The sequence below is a fragment of the Stenotrophomonas sp. 3(2025) genome (assembly GCF_052665395.1).
In genome coordinates, this window is the sequence record NZ_JBQOIF010000003.1 from 1 (window position 1) to 17,115 (window position 17,115).

13 protein-coding genes are annotated in these 17,115 nt (G+C 67.5%); 4 read left to right on the plus strand and 9 right to left on the minus strand.

Annotated elements, in window-relative coordinates; translation table 11 throughout:
- The first annotated feature begins 544 nt into the window (after positions 1-544).
- Positions 545-1,732: a benzoate/H(+) symporter BenE family transporter gene (locus ACUXVE_RS02955; protein ID WP_445513796.1), complete on the plus strand. Its 1,188-nt coding sequence runs from the start codon at positions 545-547 to the stop codon at positions 1,730-1,732.
- Positions 1,733-1,737: 5 nt separating this feature from the next.
- Here the strand turns inward: ACUXVE_RS02955 and ACUXVE_RS02960 are convergent, their stop codons facing one another.
- The 4 genes from ACUXVE_RS02960 to egtB form a co-directional block, all read right to left on the minus strand.
- Positions 1,738-2,520 carry a DUF2628 domain-containing protein gene (locus tag ACUXVE_RS02960; RefSeq protein ID WP_093820440.1) on the minus strand — a complete coding sequence of 261 codons (783 nt, stop codon included), beginning with the start codon at positions 2,518-2,520 and terminating at the stop codon, positions 1,738-1,740.
- Between the two features lie 31 nt (positions 2,521-2,551).
- Complete coding sequence (locus ACUXVE_RS02965) at positions 2,552-4,687, minus strand: lytic murein transglycosylase (RefSeq protein WP_445513890.1); 2,136 nt, start codon at positions 4,685-4,687, stop codon at positions 2,552-2,554.
- A 137-nt stretch (positions 4,688-4,824) separates the two neighbouring features.
- A complete protein-coding gene (gene egtD / locus ACUXVE_RS02970; protein WP_445513797.1) occupies positions 4,825-5,802 on the minus strand; it encodes an L-histidine N(alpha)-methyltransferase in 978 nt (325 codons plus the stop codon).
- The gene (egtB, locus tag ACUXVE_RS02975) at positions 5,799-7,070 is read right to left on the minus strand and encodes an ergothioneine biosynthesis protein EgtB (RefSeq protein ID WP_445513798.1); all 1,272 of its coding nucleotides are present in this window, start codon (positions 7,068-7,070) and stop codon (positions 5,799-5,801) included. Before egtB ends, egtD begins: the two co-directional genes overlap by 4 nt.
- Positions 7,071-7,216: 146 nt before the next feature.
- Between egtB and ACUXVE_RS02980 the strand changes: the two genes are divergently transcribed.
- Positions 7,217-8,518, plus strand: a complete 1,302-nt coding sequence (locus tag ACUXVE_RS02980) for a diguanylate cyclase (protein WP_445513799.1) — start codon at positions 7,217-7,219, stop codon at positions 8,516-8,518.
- Here the strand turns inward: ACUXVE_RS02980 and ACUXVE_RS02985 are convergent.
- Positions 8,500-8,892, minus strand: coding sequence for a YchJ family metal-binding protein (locus ACUXVE_RS02985; RefSeq protein ID WP_222388097.1), 393 nt, complete (start codon positions 8,890-8,892; stop codon positions 8,500-8,502). The genes ACUXVE_RS02980 and ACUXVE_RS02985 overlap by 19 nt on opposite strands.
- A 72-nt stretch (positions 8,893-8,964) precedes the next feature.
- Between ACUXVE_RS02985 and ACUXVE_RS02990 the strand changes: the two genes are divergently transcribed.
- Complete coding sequence (locus ACUXVE_RS02990) at positions 8,965-9,744, plus strand: sulfite exporter TauE/SafE family protein (protein WP_025875666.1); 780 nt, start codon at positions 8,965-8,967, stop codon at positions 9,742-9,744.
- A 92-nt stretch (positions 9,745-9,836) separates the two neighbouring features.
- Here ACUXVE_RS02990 and ACUXVE_RS02995 read toward each other — a convergent pair whose 3' ends face one another.
- The 4 genes from ACUXVE_RS02995 to folE all read right to left on the minus strand — a co-directional run bounded on the left by ACUXVE_RS02995 (position 9,837) and on the right by folE (position 16,112).
- A complete protein-coding gene (locus tag ACUXVE_RS02995; protein ID WP_140226721.1) occupies positions 9,837-13,217 on the minus strand; it encodes an ATP-binding protein in 3,381 nt (1,126 codons plus the stop codon).
- 16 nt (positions 13,218-13,233) lie between these two features.
- Positions 13,234-13,935, minus strand: a complete 702-nt coding sequence (locus ACUXVE_RS03000; RefSeq protein ID WP_093820430.1) for a DUF4194 domain-containing protein — start codon at positions 13,933-13,935, stop codon at positions 13,234-13,236.
- Positions 13,922-15,391, minus strand: coding sequence for a DUF3375 domain-containing protein (locus tag ACUXVE_RS03005; RefSeq protein WP_025875659.1), 1,470 nt, complete (start codon positions 15,389-15,391; stop codon positions 13,922-13,924). Before ACUXVE_RS03005 ends, ACUXVE_RS03000 begins: the two co-directional genes overlap by 14 nt.
- A gap of 109 nt (positions 15,392-15,500) precedes the next feature.
- Entirely contained in the window at positions 15,501-16,112 is a 612-nt protein-coding gene (gene folE, locus ACUXVE_RS03010) for a GTP cyclohydrolase I FolE (RefSeq protein WP_025875657.1), read from the minus strand.
- A 500-nt stretch (positions 16,113-16,612) separates the two neighbouring features.
- Here folE and ACUXVE_RS03015 point away from each other — a divergent pair, with 500 nt between their 5' ends.
- Complete coding sequence (locus tag ACUXVE_RS03015; RefSeq protein WP_025875653.1) at positions 16,613-17,068, plus strand: MarR family winged helix-turn-helix transcriptional regulator; 456 nt, start codon at positions 16,613-16,615, stop codon at positions 17,066-17,068.
- Positions 17,069-17,115 lie beyond the last annotated feature (47 nt).

A 17,115-nucleotide genomic window follows, 5' to 3' on the forward strand; every position in this document is an offset into this window, starting at 1 on the left:
TCTGCAAGATGGACAATCATCCTTCCTGCAGGCGCCTTCACAAGATACCTGCGCATACTTTCAAAGATCAGGGGAAGTGGCCTCAGCGCCATTCCCGTGTGCTGCGAAGTTTCCTTCGTAGCGAGCCGCCCATTATAGCCGGCTTTTCTGCTTCGTCAACACCTTTTTTCAAGGCCGTCTCACCGAGGTGGACGTTGTTGCCGATGCTGCTTCGTCGTTGGACCCGAGGGTCTTTCGTCGTTGCGAGCCGCCTATTATGCCGGACTTTTCGAGTCCGTCAACACCTTCGTTCGATGATCTCGTTCGGCGGTGGTGGCGTTGCTGTTCGCGTTGCCGGCTTCCGAAGAAGTCGCCGCGCTGCAGCAAGGGAGCGAATTCTAGAGATCCTGCAGAATTCGTCAACACATTTTTTTCAGGAGCATGACAACGCATCGGCTCCTGCATGCACAACGGGCGTGCAACGATCACGGCGGCGTTGCCCGCGCGTTGCGCGGTCAACGCCGCAGGCGCTATCTATAGCCGGATGCATACAGGAAGGAAGACGATGGACACGACGGTACGACAGGGATGGTGGCGCGATCTTTCGATGCCGGCGATCGTCGCCGGCTTCATCACCGTGCTGGTCGGCTTCGCCAGCTCGGCAGTGATCGTGTTCCAGGCCGCGCAGGCCGTGGGGGCCGACCAGGCCCACATCGCCTCGTGGATGTGGGCGCTGGGGCTGGGCATGGGCGTGACCTGCATCGGCCTGTCTCTGCGCTACCGGGTGCCGGTGGTCACCGCATGGTCGACGCCTGGGGCGGCGATGCTGGTCGTCGGTGCGGGTGGCGCCTCTCTGTCCGAGGCCACCGGTGCGTTCCTGCTTGCGGCAGTGCTGGGCATGCTCGCCGGCTTCTCGGGCGTGTTCGCCCGGCTGATGAAACGCGTGCCCATGGCCCTGGCCGCGGGCATGCTGGCCGGTGTACTGCTGCGCTTCGGGCTGGACGTGTTCGTGGCGATGAACACCCAGCGCGTGCTGGCATTGGCCATGTTTGCTACCTGGCTGCTGGGCCGCCGCCTGTACCCCCGCTATGCGGTGATCGCCACCCTGCTGGTCGGCATCGCCATCGCTGCCAGCCAGGGGCTGCTGCATGCACAACAGGTGCACCTGCAACTGGCGGTACCGCAATGGGTCACTCCCTCGCTGTCGTGGACGGCGATGGTCGGCATCGCCCTGCCCCTGTTCGTGGTCACCATGGCGTCGCAGAACATCCCCGGTGTGGCGGTGATGCGCGCCTCCGGCTACGACGCGCCGGTGTCACCGGTGATCGGCTGGATCGGCGTGGTCAACACGCTGCTGGCGCCCTTCGGTGCCTACGCATTGAACCTGGCGGCCATCACCGCGGCGATCTGCATGAGCCGTGATGCCCACGAAGACCCGGCACGGCGCTACACGGCGGCGATTGCGGCCGGCGCCTTCTATATCGTCATCGGCCTGTTCGGGGCCACCGTAGCGGCCCTGTTCGCTGCCTTTCCCAAGGAACTGGTGGCCTGTGTGGCCGGCATCGCCCTGTTCGGCACCATCGGCAACAGCCTGGCCAGCGCATTGGCAGTGGAGCGCGACCGCGAGGCCGCGCTGGTCACTTTCCTGGTGACCGCCTCGGGCATGACGCTGGCCGGTGTCGGTTCTGCGTTCTGGGGCCTGGTCGCCGGAACGCTCTGCCTGTGGGTGCTGCGGCCGCGGCGGGCGGGCTGAAGGGATCAGCCGGTCAACACGGCGCCGAGGATGCCCAGGCCTACGGAAACGGCAATGGCGATCACCGCGCCGATCACGCTGGTGTCGCCACGTGCCGCCAGCGTACTGCGCACCGCAGCTTCATCGTCGCGGTTGAGCGCCTCGGCGCGCGCGATCTCCCGCTGGCAGTGCTGCAGGTACCAGCTGTTGGCGAGGACACCCACGGCGATGCTCATACCCAGGTTGATCACCAATGACAGGGCTTCAGGCACATCGAGCAACGCCTCGATCACGCTGGAAGCCAGCAGTACACCTACCCAGATGGCGGCCATGCGATACATCTTCCGGTACATCATCCAGATCACGCCAAACAGGAAACCCGGCCAGTGCCAGGTGCCTGCCGCGTTCGCGGTGCCCTGATCCAGGCGCCAGCGCTTGCGGTAGATCGGGAAGTTGCCGCCGACAACGGCTGCATAGAGCGCCATCCGGCCAGTCAGTCCGGCGCCCAGTGGAACGGCATCGGGCGTGGCGGGCGCAGCCGGTGCACGGTAGGGATCATCGCTGGCCGCTCTGGCAACGGCGGCCTCACCGACAGGCGGTGCTGCCCAGCCATCTGCGATACCGTTGCCGTCCGACGCAGGCGTTGCGGTCTGCAGCGCCTGCAATGGCTGCCAACCAGCCATGCCCTCGCACCAGATCAGCGTGTGCCCGGCGATGACACCGTCCTGCTGCAGCTTCTGCAGGCCGGCCAGGTCCACTGGACCTTCACTGCTGCCATTTCGAGCGTAGTACCACTGTGCTTCCTGCATTGAAGATCGTCCTGTGTAAGCGTTTTTCGGGTTACAGGGATGCGCTGGACAGCGTCTGCACCAGCGTGTGGCGACCGCCTGGTGCCACGGTGACCACATCGGGTCCGGCGTTGGCCGCTTCCAGGCATACATAGTCGCGCCAGCCATCGCCGACATCGGCCATTCTGGCGGCAGCTTCGGCGCCCGGGTTCCATGCCACCAGCGAGCGGCTGCCTTCGGTGCGGAGGTCGATGCGGCGCTTGAGCACCGGGTCGCGCAGCACATAGTGTCCGCCGGCCTGGGTGTAGATGCGGTCGCTGCGGCCCGGGTCACGCGGATCGCGCAGCGACCAGGGGCCCTGCTGGTGGCGCGGCTGGGCGTAGTTCTCGAACTTGTCGAGGTAGTCCAGGCCGTCGACGCCGTCGACATCGACCTTGCTGGCGTCACCGACACGGAAGTAGTTGTGCAGCGCCTGGGTGATGGTGGCCGGAGCCTTGCCGGTGTTCTCGGTGACCAGCTGCTGGCGCAGTTCACGGCCGACACGGACGGTCATGGTCAGGCGCAGGCCGAGGTTGTCCAACGCCGGCGGGGCCAGGGTCAGCTCGATGCTGCCATCGTCGAGCCGGCGCGCCTGCTGCAGTTCCCAGGGCAGGGTGCGCACGAAACCGTGGGCGGGCACGTCGTCGCCCTGCCCCTGGCGGCCGAAGTAGGGCCAGCACACCGGGCTGCCGCCACGGATCGGCGTGGGCAGCGCAGCACGCTTGGGCGAGAGCCACATCACATCGGGCTGGCCCTTGGGCACGAACGAGAGGAGTTGGCCGCCGAACACGCTGATTGCGGCGGTGGCCTGGGGAGTTTCCACCAGCCAGGCGTCGAGTCCCTGGAACTGGCCACTGCTGACACCTTGGATCTGTTGCACGCTGGATCGACTCCGGATGGCCGGCGACTGCACGGCACTGTAGTTGTTGGGAAGGCTGAAGCGGGTCGGCGCGGCTGGCGCCTGTGCCTGCGGTTGTGCCTGCAGCGCGCGCAGGATGCGCTGGCCGGCGCGACCGTCGGCGTCGGCCCATCCGAGCCGACGCTGCTCGACCTGGATGGCGCGACGACTGGCGGTACCGATCATGCCATCGGCGGCGCCGATGTCATGGCCGCGCGCGAGCAGCAGGGTCTGCAGCTGGCGGCGCTCGTCGCGGCCAAGGCCAGGATCATCGGTTGGCCAGGCGGTGACCAGGCCGTTGCTGCCACGCAGGCGGTCGGCCAGGGTGGCGATGGCCAGCGCATAGCTCTCGGCCGCGTTGTAACTGTAGATCGCGTCGTAATTGCGGAACACCAGCAGCGCCGGGCCTTTTGTCCCGGCCGGCAGCAGCAGCGCGGCGCGGGCATCGGCGGGCAGGCCGGACGGTGCCAGCGCGCTGCCGTCCAGGCCGGTCACGCCCAGTGCGCGCCAGTCGGCCAGTGACCGGCGCTGGGTGCGGCCCGCCTGGCTGGCGTTGAAACCGGCGGGGACACGGACTTCCATGCCCCAGGGTTCGCCGGTTCGCCAGCCGGCACGCTTCAGATAGTTGGCGGTGGAAGCCAATGCATCGGGAATGCTGCCGACCAGATCGCGGCGGCCGTCGCCATCACCATCAACGGCAATGCGTGCGTAAGTGCTGGGCATGAACTGGGTGTGGCCGAAGGCACCGGCCCAGGAACCGGTCAGGCCCTGCGCCTGCAGGTCGCCCTGGTCGATGAGCTTGACCAGCGCCAGCAGTTCGCCGCGGAAGAAGGGTTGCCGGCGGCCGGCACAGGACAGCGTGGCCAGCGACTGCAGCAGCGGGCGTTTGCCGAACACGCGGCCGTAGTCGCTCTCCACACCCCAGACGGCGACGATGGTGATGGGATCGACACCGTACTGCGCCGATACACGCTGAAGCAGGTCACGGTGCTGCTGCAGCATGGCGCGACCGTCGTCCACGCGCTGGCGATCGACCAGTGCGGCCAGGTAGTCCCAGATCGGCGTGGTGAACTCCGGCTGCGCATCGAGCAGCGGCAGCACGGTAGGGTCGGGCTGCAGTCCGGCGGTGATCGCATTGAAGCGGTCAGCGGCAATGCCCTGGCTGGCGGCCGTCGCCTGCAGGCCCGCCATGCAGCGGGCGAACGCGGGATCAGCGGTTGCCGCTGCTGCCGGCGGCGCGGCCGCTGGCATGGCAAGCGCGGCGGCCAGGCCGAGCGTGGTCAGAATGGGCATGGCGTCCTCCGTGTTGCCGGTGCTGCAGCCATGGTAACGCGGAGGGGCGACAAGGTTGGTCGAGATTGCCGGCCAGCGACCGGTACTACCTGTGCCTAGGGTGAGGGGCGCAGGAGGCGCAGGCCATAGGCGGGATCGTCCGCGTTCCAGGATGCCGCCACCTCCAGCCCTGCCTGCTGCAGCAGGTGGCCGAAGCTGGCATCGGTGTACTTGTGGCTGTACTCAACGCGGATCGGTTCGCCAGCGCTGAAGTGGAAGGTACGGCCGTCGATATGCACGTCCTGCTCGCGCTGGCTGACCAGATCGGTTTCGATGCGCAGGCGCGCGGTGCTGTAACGGGCCCGGTGACGGAAACCGTCGAGATCGAAATCGCTGCCGACCTCGCGGTTGAGACGCGCCAGCAGGTTCAGGGTGAAGGCGGCGGTGACACCGTCGGCGTCGTTGTAGGCGGCTTCGATCAGTGCCGGGTCCTTGTGCAGATCGATGCCGACCAGGGCCAGGCCGTGCTTGCCCATGGTCTGGCGCATTGCGCGCAGCAGCGCGATCGCATCCTCATCGGCGAAGTTGCCCAGCGTGGAGCCCGGGAAGAACAGCAGCCGGCGCGCGGCAGGCCGCTCTGGCGCGGGGACCTGCACAGGGCGGGTGAAGTCGGCACACACCGGCAGCATTTCCACGTCCGGCAGCGCCGGGGCCAGGTGGTCGATGCTGGACAGCAGGGCCGCGCGCGATATCTCGATGGGTGTGTAGGCCACTGGATCCTGCAGGGCAGCCAGCAGGCGCGCGGTCTTGCGGCCGCTGCCGCTGCCCAGTTCGACCACATGCACGCGCGGCCCCACCGCCTGGGCGATCTCCGGCAACACCCCATCCAGCAGGGCCAGTTCGGTGCGTGTGGGGTAGTACTCGCGGGTATGGGTGATCTGCTCGAACAAGCGCGAGCCGCGCGCGTCGTAGAAGTACTTGGAGGGCAGCTGGCGAGAGGCGTGCGACAACCCCGCCACGGCGTCGGCAAGGATCTGCTGGCGGCCGGGGGTAAGGTCGGTCAGCGCCTGCAGCGCATCCTGGACGGTACTCATGAAAGATCCCTTGCCAGGCGCACGCCTGAGAACTGCCAACGCGCCGGTGGCATGAAGAAGTTGCGGTAGCTGGCCCGTACATGGCCGCGCGGCGTGGCGCAGCTGCCACCGCGCAGGACCCACTGGCCACACATGAATTTGCCGTTGTATTCGCCGAGGTTGCCGGCGAAGGGACGGAAGCCGGGATAGGCGCCATAGGCGCTGCTGGTCCATTCCCACACGTCGCCGAACAACTGGCGCAGTCCGTCGCCCTGCCCTGCCATCGGGTGCAGATGGTCGTCATCGGCGAAGTGGCCTTCGACTGGCTGCGTGGTGGCGGCCGCTTCCCATTCGAATTCGGTGGGCAGGCGGGCACCGGCCCAGCGTGCGCAGGCATCGGCTTCGTAGTAACTGAGGTGACAGACCGGCGCATGCGGATCGAGCTCGCGCCAGCCACCGAGGGTGAACTCGCGCAGCAGGTCGTCATCCCAGTACAGCGGATGCTGCCACTGCTCGGCCTCGCGCAGCGCCCAGCCTTCGCTCAGCCACCAGCGCGGATCGCGGTAGCCGCCGGCGTCGATGAAGGCGCGGTACTCGGCGTTGCTGAGCGGGCGTTCGGCGATGGCATGCGCGGGAAGCAGCACGCGATGCACGGGCGATTCATTGTCATAGGCGAAGGCCGCGTGCTGCGGCCAGGCGGACGCACCGATACTGACGATGCGTTCGCCCTGTTCCACCCAACCCTGCGTGCCGAGGGCGCTGACGGGGATGGGCAGGTCTTCGCGGTACGGCGGCTGCAGCGGATTGCACCAGAAGGCGTGCTTGATGTCGGTGAGCAGCAGCTCCTGGTGCTGTTGTTCGTGCTGCAGCCCCAGCTGCAGGTGCTGCAGGGCGTCGCTGCCGAGATCGCCATCGCGCAGTCCTGCCAGCACCTGCTCATCCACATGCTGGCGGTAGGCGTGGACCTGCTGCAGCGAGGGCCGCGACAGCAACCCGCGCTGAGGCCGTGCGTGGGCGGGGCCGAGACTCTTGTAGTAACTGTTGAACAGATAGTCCCAGGCCGGATCCCAGGGGGTGTAGCCGGGCTGGCTGGCCAGCACGAAGCGTTCGAAGAACCAGGTGGTGTGGGCCAGATGCCACTTGGCCGGGCTGGCATCGGCCATGCTCTGCAGCAGGGCATCTTCCGGGCTGAGGGGTGCGGCCAGCTGCACGCTGCGCCCCCGCACATGGGTGAAGTGGCGGGCGAGGTCACGCTGCGGGGCAGCGACGGCGGCGGGTACGCTGTCCATGCCACCAGCTTCGACCGCAGCCGGTGAGCGCAATGTCATGGCCCGGTGCCACGGTGTTCACATCAGGCTGCGCCTATTCAAGAAGGTCGCTGCTGCGCCGCTAACGGCAGTGCTGCGGCCGCGTCGTGACCGCGCTGGAATTCCGTGTGTCCCATCATCCGCTTCGACAGCCTGTGCACTATCTGTTCGTGCTGCCCGCCGTGCTGGTCGCGCTGGTGCTGTGGGCGAGCCTGGAAAGCGATGATGTCGGCCGCGCCGGGCAGCGCATCCTGCCGTGGTTGCTGGCCTGCCTGGGTGCAGGGCTGGCGCTGCTGTACAACCAGGTGCGCACGCTGTGCCTGTTGCTGCTGGTGGCGCTGGCCTTCGCGGTGCTGCACCAGGACCTTGGGCACTACCTGCGCGAGGGCCGGGTGACGGCGTTGACGCCATTGCGCTTCCACGCGATCTCGACCTGGCTGCCGTTGCTGTTCGCCGTCCATGCGTTGTGGCCCGAACGTGGCCGGCGCCGCCAGGACCTGCTGCTGAGGGCCACGATCAGTGGTGTTGCGGTGGCGATCTTCATCCTGCTTGCCGCACAACAGCCACAGGGCATGCACGACCTGCTGTCGAACCGGCACTTCCCCTGGATACCGAGCGACTGGAACGCGCTGGCGCAGCTGCCTGCCGTGCTGTTCCTGCTGGCCACCGCGGCGCTGGGATGGCAGGCCTGGCGCCAGCCGCGGCCGCTGCACACGGCGATGCTGCTGGCCCTGCTATGCCTGTGGTGGATGCTGCCGCGGATCTTCCTGCAGCCGGTGCTGCTGCCGGCGCTGAGCGTGGCGGCACTGCTGCTGATGCTGGGCGCGACCCTGCAGGAATCCTTCCACATGGCCTTCGGCGACGAGCTGACCGGCCTGCCCGGTCGCCGTGCGTTCAACGAGACCCTCAAGCGCGCCACCGGCACTTACAGCATCGCGATGATCGACGTGGATCATTTCAAGAAATTCAACGACACCCACGGCCACGACACCGGCGATGACGTGCTGAAACTGGTGGCCTCACGGCTGTCGCGGGTCGGCGACGGCGGCCGCGCGTTCCGCTATGGCGGCGAGGAATTCGCCGTGGTGTTCCTCGACCGCCCGGCATCGGCCTGCGTGGATGCGGTGGAGGCGCTGCGACAGGGCATCGAACAGAGCCGCATGCAACTGCGCGACCGCAGCACGCGCACCCGCGACGATACGCTCGGCCAGCAGCAGCGCGGGCGCGGCGGTGGCGGTGCGGTGGTGCAGGTAACCGTCAGCATCGGCCTGGCCGACAGCCGGGTCGATCGGCGCCCTGCCGGGGTGGTCAAAGCGGCCGACCAGGCGCTGTATGCGGCCAAGGAGGAAGGCCGCAACCGCGTGTGCGCGCATGGCGGCCAGCGCGTGCTGGCCGTGCGCGGCAGCCAGGCTCAGACGGCGTCGAGGTAGTACCAGCGACCCTCGACGCGCAGGAAGCGGCTGTGCTCGGTCATTTTCACCGCGCTGCCGCCGCCGACGCGGTAACGGGCGGTGAAACGGACCTCGGCACTGTCGCTGCCGGTCGCCCGGTGGGCCTGCACGGTCAGGCCCAACCATTGGGTACGCTGGCCGGGGGCATCCTCGAGCGACAGTTCTGCCGGACGGGTGTCCGGGTGCCAGGTGGCACGCAGGTAGTCCGGCAGGTGGCGCACATAGGCGCTGTAACGCGAGCGCATCAGGCGCTCGGCGTCCGGCGCGGCGTCGCCGGCATGGAAGCGCCCGCAGCAGGCGGCGTAGTCGGCGGCCAGGCCACAGGGACAGGGATCGGGGGCGGTTCGGCTCATGCGGGTATTGTCGCGTGGGCGGCGGCAATGTGACAGGCGTATGCTGTCGCGCCCCCACTTCGATCGATCGCCGTGCTGGAACTGATTCCTCCTGAGTTGTGGTGGCTGGTGGTGATCGCCTTCATTGCCGGCCTGGTCGATGCGGCCGTGGGCGGCGGCGGACTGGTGCAGCTGCCCGGCCTGTTCACGGTACTGCCGCAGCAGACCCCGGCGATGCTGTTTGGCACCAACAAGTTCAGCTCGATGTTCGGCACCGGCGCAGCGGCATGGCGCTATGCGCGCAACGTGCGCTTCCCGTGGAAGCCGGTGCTGTTCGCTGCCGGTACGGCCTTCGTGTTCTCCTTCCTTGGCGCTACGGCGGTCAGCCTGTTGCCCAAGGACGCAGTGCGGCCGCTGGTGCTGGTGCTGCTGGTGGCGATGCTGGCCTACACGCTGTGGAAGAAGGACTTCGGCGCGCTGCACCGGCCGCAGGACATCGGCCGCCGCGAGCTGGTGATCGCGCTGGCGATCGGTGCGGCGATCGGCTTCTACGATGGCTTCTTCGGGCCCGGCACCGGCAGCTTCCTGATCTTCCTGTTCGTGCGCTTCTTCGGGCTGGACTTCCTGCGCGCGTCGGCCGCGTCGAAGGTGGTGAACCTGGCGACGAACGTGGCGGCGATCTCGTTCTTCGTACCGACCGGCAACATCCTGTGGCTGTTCGCGCTGCCGATGGCGGCGGCCAACATCATCGGTTCGGTGGTGGGCACGCGATTGGCGCTGAAGGGCGGCACGCCGTTCATCCGCAAACTGTTCGTGGGCCTGGTGGTGGTGCTGATCGCGCGGATGGCGTGGGATACGTTCCGTAGTGCGTAGACGCGGTTGCCGGCCAGCGGCCGGCACTACCACTATCGGGGTTCATGACCCGGTAGGTGCCAACCTTGGTTGGCACAGCGTTTCCAGAGCGGTCAGGCTTCGGCTTCTTCCGGTTCGTCGGCCTGCTGGCGGCTGCGCTCCGGCAGCTTCAGGCGCTTGCCTTCTTCGTCGTACTCGATGAGCAGCACGCCCGAATCGTGGCGGCCACTGATCTCGACGAAGCAGGCGCCACCGATGAACGGTTCCAGCGTCATCACCGATTTCAGCGGGGTGGCCACCACCATCTGGAAACCGAAGTTGTCGAAGATGTTCATCGCCAGCGCGGTGAACTCGTTGTCGGCCTTGTCGAAGGCTTCGTCGAGCACGACTGCGGCATAGCTGGGCAGCTGGCTGTCGGCGCCGCCGAGCTGGTAGCGCAGCGCCGCCGCCAGGCAGGTGGTGGCCAGCTTCTGCCGCTGGCCACCGGATTTGCCGGCGCCGCTGCGGTAGATCTCGACCTGCTGGCGCGTTTCCACATCCAGCTCCACGCCGATGAACTCCACGTGCAGGCGTACGTCCAGCACCACTTCGCGCCAGCGCTTGTCTTCGCCTTCCTGCGATCCGAGGCGGTTGACCAGCTGGCGCAGGACGGTGAACTGCGTTTCGGCAAGGTCGCGCTGCTCGGTCTGCTGCTGCGACAACACCTCGCGCAGCTGCTGGTGGAACTCCTGCACTTCCGGCAGGCGCCGGTCGTTCAGTTCGATGGTCAGCAGAGTGCCACGGTTGAAGGGCACCTGCTCCAGGCTGGCGTTGACTTCGTCCAGGCGCTGGCCAATCGACTTGCGGGCCTCGGCGCTGTGACGCTGCAGCGCGAGCAGGTTGTTCTTGCTCTGGTTCTGCAGCAGGTCGAAGAAGCGCTCTTCGTGCTGCGGCAGGCCATCGCGTTCAAGGCGTTCGAGGCGGGCCAGGAAATCCTCGGCCGAGGCCACCGACACGGTGAAGTCGCCCGATTCTTCCGGCCACTGCTGGATGAAGCGACGGAAGCAGCCCAGCAGCAGGTTCTCGATGCGGTTGACGTCCTGCTGCGAAGACGACAGCTGTTCGTTCAGCGCGTTGCTGACCTGGCGCATGTGCGCTTCCAGCGTTTCCAGGCTGAGCGGGCCCTGCTCCTGCAGGCGCTCGGCCAGGCCGGCTTCCTGGTCTTCGGCCAGCGCTGGCAGGACCAGTGCCCGGCTCTGCTGGCGGGCACGGTCCAGGCGGTCGCGTTCGCGCACCAGCTGGCCGCGCTCGACGCGGGTGTCTTCGTAAGTGCGGCGGGCCTGCTCGATATCGGCGCGGGTGGCGTCGATCTGCTGGGCGATCCTGGCCAGGTCGGCATTGCCTTCGCGCAGGGAGTGCAGGCTGGCCTCGATGTCGGCCAGGCGCTGCTGCGGCGCGGCGACGTCGATTTCGTTCCAGCTGATGCCGACCAGCTGGTGGCATGCCAGGCGACGTTCGTTGTCGCGGTCACGCTGGCTGCGCAGGCGCGCGATGTCGGTATCGCAGCTGGCGATACGGGCCGCCAGCTCCTGGGCTTCCTTCTCGAAAACGGCGAGCTTGTCGCGGTTGCTGAAGCCCAGCAGCCAGCGGCGGCGATCATTGACCGCACTGCGGTCGTCCTTCTCGAAGCGATCGCCCGGATGCTTGACCTGGCCTTCCCGGGTGATGCCGCGGTCGACGTTGCGCAGCTGCTTGGCGTCCACGCATTCGTAGTCGAAGCGCTTGCCCAGCTCGCGACGCAGCCAGCTTTCGAACACGTGATCGCGCAGTTCCAGCTTGTGCAGCAGCGACTTGGCGGACGGTTCGCGGGCGAACGCATCATCATTGCGACGCACGCGGTAGTAGGTGAAGCGCATCCCCAGGTGGGTGCGGTTCACCCACTCGGCGACGTCGTTGTAGTGCTTGTCATCGACCAGCAGCGATTGCGCGAAACCACCGAGCACGCGCTCGATCGCGCCCTGCCAGCTCTGCTCTTCCGAGCGGACCTGGATCAGCTCGCCGACGAACGGCAGGGCCGCTTCGGAGATGCCGGTTTCTTCGGCCAGGCGTGCGCGCAGCTTCTGCATCGGCGCCGGAATGCTGGAGGGCGTGCGCTGCATCGCCTCCAGTTCGCCGCGCACTTCGGAGAAGCGGCGCTCGTCGTCGCGCTTGCCGCCCAGCCGTTCGCTGATGGCATCGTCCAGGGCGCTCGACGCACGCTGACGGTCTTCCAGTTCGGACTGCGCCTGCTCGACCAGCTCGGCGAAGCCATGTGCATCCTCGGGCAGCGCGGCCTGCAGCTTCTGTGCGGCGTCACGCGCCTGCGCCTGCTTGGCCAGGCGGCGGTCGCGTTCGGCTTCGGCGCGGCCCTGCTCGCGCTCCAGTTCCTCGATGCGCTCGCCACCCTGCTGGCGGCGCTGCAGTTCCAGCTCGGCCAGGCGTTCGGTGTGGTTGTCCAGCGCCGCGCGACGCTGCGCTTCTTCGCCCAGCAGGCCACGGTCGCGCGTATCCATTTCACGCAGGCGCGCTTCGATCAACAACTGACGGCGGCTTTCGCGGAAGCTGTCGATGCCGAGCTTGAGCGCCTCGTCGTCGCCGCGACGGCGGCTCATCGCCTGCAGGTCACGGTAGTGGTCGCGCGCCGGCTGCAGGGTTTCGACCTGGCGCCGCGCAGTGACCACGGCCTGGTGCGCGCCATCAAGTTCGGCGAAATCGCTGACCAGTCGTTCGGCAGCGTCGAAGGTCTTCGGCGTGTCGAGCATGAAGTCGCGCAGGAAGACGTTCAGGTCACCCAGGTTCTTCGCCGACTGCGTCTTGTGCAGCAGGCGCAGCGCCATCTCGTTGTCGATGCCGAGCAGGTGGCGGAAGCGTTCGGCATAGCCGGAGAACGTGTCGAAGTGATGGACGTCGGCCAGCTTCTGCTTGAGCTTGCGCAGGTCCAGATCGAAGCCGCCCAGATCCTTGGCGATGTCGAACGGGCGCTCGGCGATCATGTAGTGCTTGCGCACGTCACCGGCGGAGGTGCTGCTGCCGGCGATCCACAGCAGGCGCACCAGGCTGACCACGCGGCCGTCGCCGGCGCGGTACTCCAGCACCAGCGCGGTCCAGGTCGCGCCCTTGCGCAGGTACTGGGTGGCGATTTCACCGGTGCCACTGTCCTGCTGGTCGGCCCACGCGCCGCGCACGTAGGACACCAGGTTGCGGTCGCGGCCGCTGCGTTCGGCTTCACGCGCTGCGGCGTTGAAGTCGACGATGGCCGGTGGCGTCAGCAGTGCGGACATGGCGTCGAGCAGGGTCGACTTGCCCGAACCGGAGCGGCCGACGAACAGGAAGCCGCGCTCGGCGATCGGCACTTCGGTCAGGCCGTTGAAGGTGCCCCAGTTGTGCACCTGCAGGCGGCGCATGCGGAACTGCTGCAGGCGCGGGTCCGGCAGGCCTTCGTTGAACAGGGCGGGAGTGTGCTTGGAAATGGCCATGCGGTGCTCGGGTCTCTCAGGCTTCAGCGGCCGGGGTTTCGCGCAGCTGGCGGTAAACCGCCGACAGCTGGGATACGTCTTCGGCGGAGAACAGCAGCTTCAACGCCGGCGAGACTTCGTGGCGGTCTTCCTGGCCGCCGAGGCGGGTCAGGATGTGGTTGTCCTTCATCTTCTGCACCGCCGAGGCGACACGGCGATTGAAGCCGGCGCGGTCGGTGGACAGGTTCTTTTCGTAGATGGCCAGTGCTTCGGCCATTTCAGCATCGGCGACCACGGCGCGGTTGCCACGCGCATCGGCTTCGCCCAGCTGCTGGCGCAGGTACAGCAGCAGCACCGAATCGATGAAGGTCAGCGGCGAGGTGCGCAGCAGTACCGGTGCATCGACATCTTCGGTGTCGGCCTGGCGGGTGAACGCCACGCCACTGTCACGGTCGAGCACCAGTTCCAGGAACAGGTCCGACAGCGCCGAACGGATACCGGCTTCGCTGCGGATCAGTGCCGGCCACAGCTTGGCGTGACGCAGCTGGTCGATGCTGGGGCCGATCAGCAGCTGGCACAGCGCGCGGCGCGCATCCAGCGGCAGGCGGCCGGTATCGCCCATGTAGTAGACGTCGTTGCCGCGCCGGGGCTGGGCCACGGTCGCCACCGGTTCGGACGGGTAAGCGTCTTCGGCCAGGTCGGCATGCGGTGCGTCGATGGGGTCTTCATGCCAGCTCATGGCGTCTCTCCTGGGTAAACCAAACCAGCGGGATGCGGGCACGACGGATCTGTCCGTCGCCACCTCGCCATTCGGCAAGCTCCTGTTCGCCGGCGATCACGCTGCCAAAGCGCGTGCCCAGCGAGAGGTAGCCGATGACACTGCCCAACCCCTGCGGCGCTTCGCGCTGCGACAGGGCCTGGGCGATGCTGAGTTTCGGCTGCCTGTCGAGCAGGTCGTGCAGGTCGCGGCGCAGGGTGCGGAAATCGATTTCCGACGACGCCACCAGATCGCCGACGCTTTCCAGGCTGATGCTGGCCGCATCGTTGTATTCGACGTTGCCATCGACCTGCGCGCTGCGCGGGTCGTGCAGCTTCCACTGCGACCACGAGCGCAGGCGGCTGGTGGTCAGCTGCAGGTCGCGGCCAATGGCGCGCTGCGCCGGGAAGTCATCGCGCAGTGCCAGTGCTTCGGACTGCGCCTGCTTCAACAGCTGGTTGAGGCGGCGCTGTTCCAGGTAGCCACGGCTCTGCACGAAACCACGCAGGCTGCGCGCGAAGTTCTGCAGCACGTCATGCACCTGGCCACCACGTTCGAGCATGGTGCTGGTGAAGCCGCGCAGGAAGTTGCGCTCGTTGCGATCCAGCCGCCGGGCAAAGCCACGGGCCAGCAGCGTCTCCAGCGCGGCATCGAGCTGGGCGCTCTGTTCGGCGTCGTTGAGCAGGCGCCAGAACGCCTGGAAACTACGGCCCGCGTCGCTCTCGCCGATCACGTCCACGCCTTCGAACAGCTTGGACAGCACGTCGCCGCGCTCGCCTTCGTCATCGATGATGCGTTCGCGGAAATCACGGTTGAGCTGTTCGAAGTCGTCGCGCACGCGGCGGAAGTCTTCGGTCAGCTCGTCGGCCAGGCCGATGATCTGCCGCGTACGTTCCAGTGCGCGCTTGCCGTCCAGGGCCGTCACGCGGCCAGCGCTGACACGGGCGATCTCGGCATCGATGCGGTCGCGCTCGTCGCGTAGTGCGGACAGGCGTGCGTCCGGGTCGGCCTCGGTCTGCGCGGCCAGCTGCGACAGCTGTTCGATCACCAGCGCCAAGCGGCTCTCGGTGGCGGCCACGCGGGCCTGCTCCATGCTGTCGGCGAAGCGGATCGCCTGCAGCGCCTGGGTCGAGAGCTCGTACTGCTCCTGGTCGGCGCCTTCAGGCAGCCGGCGTTCCAGCCAGCCCTGCGCGAGCCAATGGGCGACGTAGGCCTGCGCGGTCCGCGGCAGCTCGCGCGACAACTCGTCGCCGTTGAGCTGGTCCAGCGCACGCTGCAGGCGCTCGTTGAGGACCGATGCCGGCAACGTGCGATCGCCGTCCATCAGCAGGCCCTGCAGCAGGCCGATGATTTCCGGTGCGTGGTCGGCGGCGAGCAGCTTCCATTGCGGCTGTTCGCGCAGGTGGCGATAACGGGTGATGCGTTCGCGGTGCTTCATGCAGCGAGATCGGTCGGAAGGGCGCGGCGGCCAGCGCGCGCGCAAAGGCGCGGCGCAGGCACGGCGAAAGCGGCGGCCACGCGCGGCCGCCACCGGGAGGCGACGGCGCTCAGCGCTTGCCGCCCACTTCGATGAAGCGCAGGAACTCGGCGCGGGTGCGGGCGTCCTCGCGGAAGCTGCCCAGCATCTTCGAGGTGACCATGCTGACGCCGCGCTTGTGGATGCCGCGGGTGGTCATGCACTCATGGGCGCCTTCGACAACGACGCCGACACCGACCGGCTGCAGCACGTCCTGGATGCACTGGGCGATCTGCGCGGTCATCTTTTCCTGCACCTGGAAGCGGCGGGCGTAGGCTTCGACCACGCGTGCCAGCTTGCTGATGCCCACCACCTTGCCGGCCGGCAGGTAGCCGACGTGCACGCGGCCGATGATCGGCGCCATGTGGTGCTCGCAGTGGCTTTCGTATTCGATGTCGCGCAGGACGATCAGTTCGTCGTAGCCGGCCACTTCCTCGAAGGTGCGTTCCATGTAGGCGCGCGGGTCGTCGCGGTAGCCGCTGAACCAGTCGCCATAGGCTTCGGCCACGCGGCGCGGGGTATCCAGCAGGCCTTCGCGGGTCGGGTCCTCACCGGCCCAACGCAGCAGGGTGCGCACGGCATCCTCGGCCTGGACCTGGGTCACTTCGCCCTGCGGGGCGGCCTTTTCGTTGTTCTTGCTCATTGCATACAGCGCCCGAACGGGGGGCGAGCATCGTACCCGACCGGGGGGTGGGTCGTCCTCTGGGGACGGTTCATCGGGGGTCGTCGTGGTGCGTCATTGCTATCGGTCTGGAGGGGGTGAGGGGGCTGCGCAGGACACGCCGTGAACCCGTCCATGGGGGCTCGATGGCGCCATCCCTGGCGCCAACGGTCCTGCGCAGCCCCCTCACCCCCTCCCCGACAGTTTCCTGCGAGCGCGGCCGGACCGCCCGAAAGCGGGGGTCCAAAGCAGGGGTTCATGGCTTCGGAGAGTGCTCTGGTAGCGCCGGGCCATGCCCGGCGAGCGGAGCGGTGCCACCAGGAGCCGCCGGGCATGGCCCGGCGCTACCGCTCTTGTTCTTGAGGAGCCAACCCTCCGCCATCCCAACCGATGCCAGCAGGCGCAACGCTTTCCTCAGCACCCCACCCATTCAGCAAAATCTATTGATAGGAATGAAATTAGTAGTATCCTATCTATTACTTATGGACCGCCCCCTCGACGAGCGCACCGTGCTGCAGATGCAGCTCAGCTCCGGCCTGCTGTACGCAGGGCGGCAGTGGCAGCGCCTGGCCGACAGCCGGTTGGGCAGCTACGGCATCTCCACCGCCTGCACCATGCCCCTGCTGATGATCGGCCGCTCCGGCGGTGGCATCCGCCAGGTCGCCCTGGCACAGCAGCTGGGCATGGAAGGTCCTTCCCTGGTGCGCCTGCTGGACAAGCTCTGCGCCAGTGGGCTGGTCCGCCGCGAATGCGATGCCAGCGACCGCCGCGCCAACCTGCTGTGGCTGACCGAGGAAGGCCAGGCGTTGGTGCGCGAACTGGAAGACCAGTTGATCGGCCTGCGCCAGGACGTGTTCGGCGAGCTTTCCATGGATGAACTGCATGCCGTGCTGAAGGCATGGCGCCTGCTGGCCGAGGCTGCCGACCGCATCACGTAAGCCCGTTGTCGGTGAATACCGCCGCTGCCGTGCATGCGCCAGCGGCT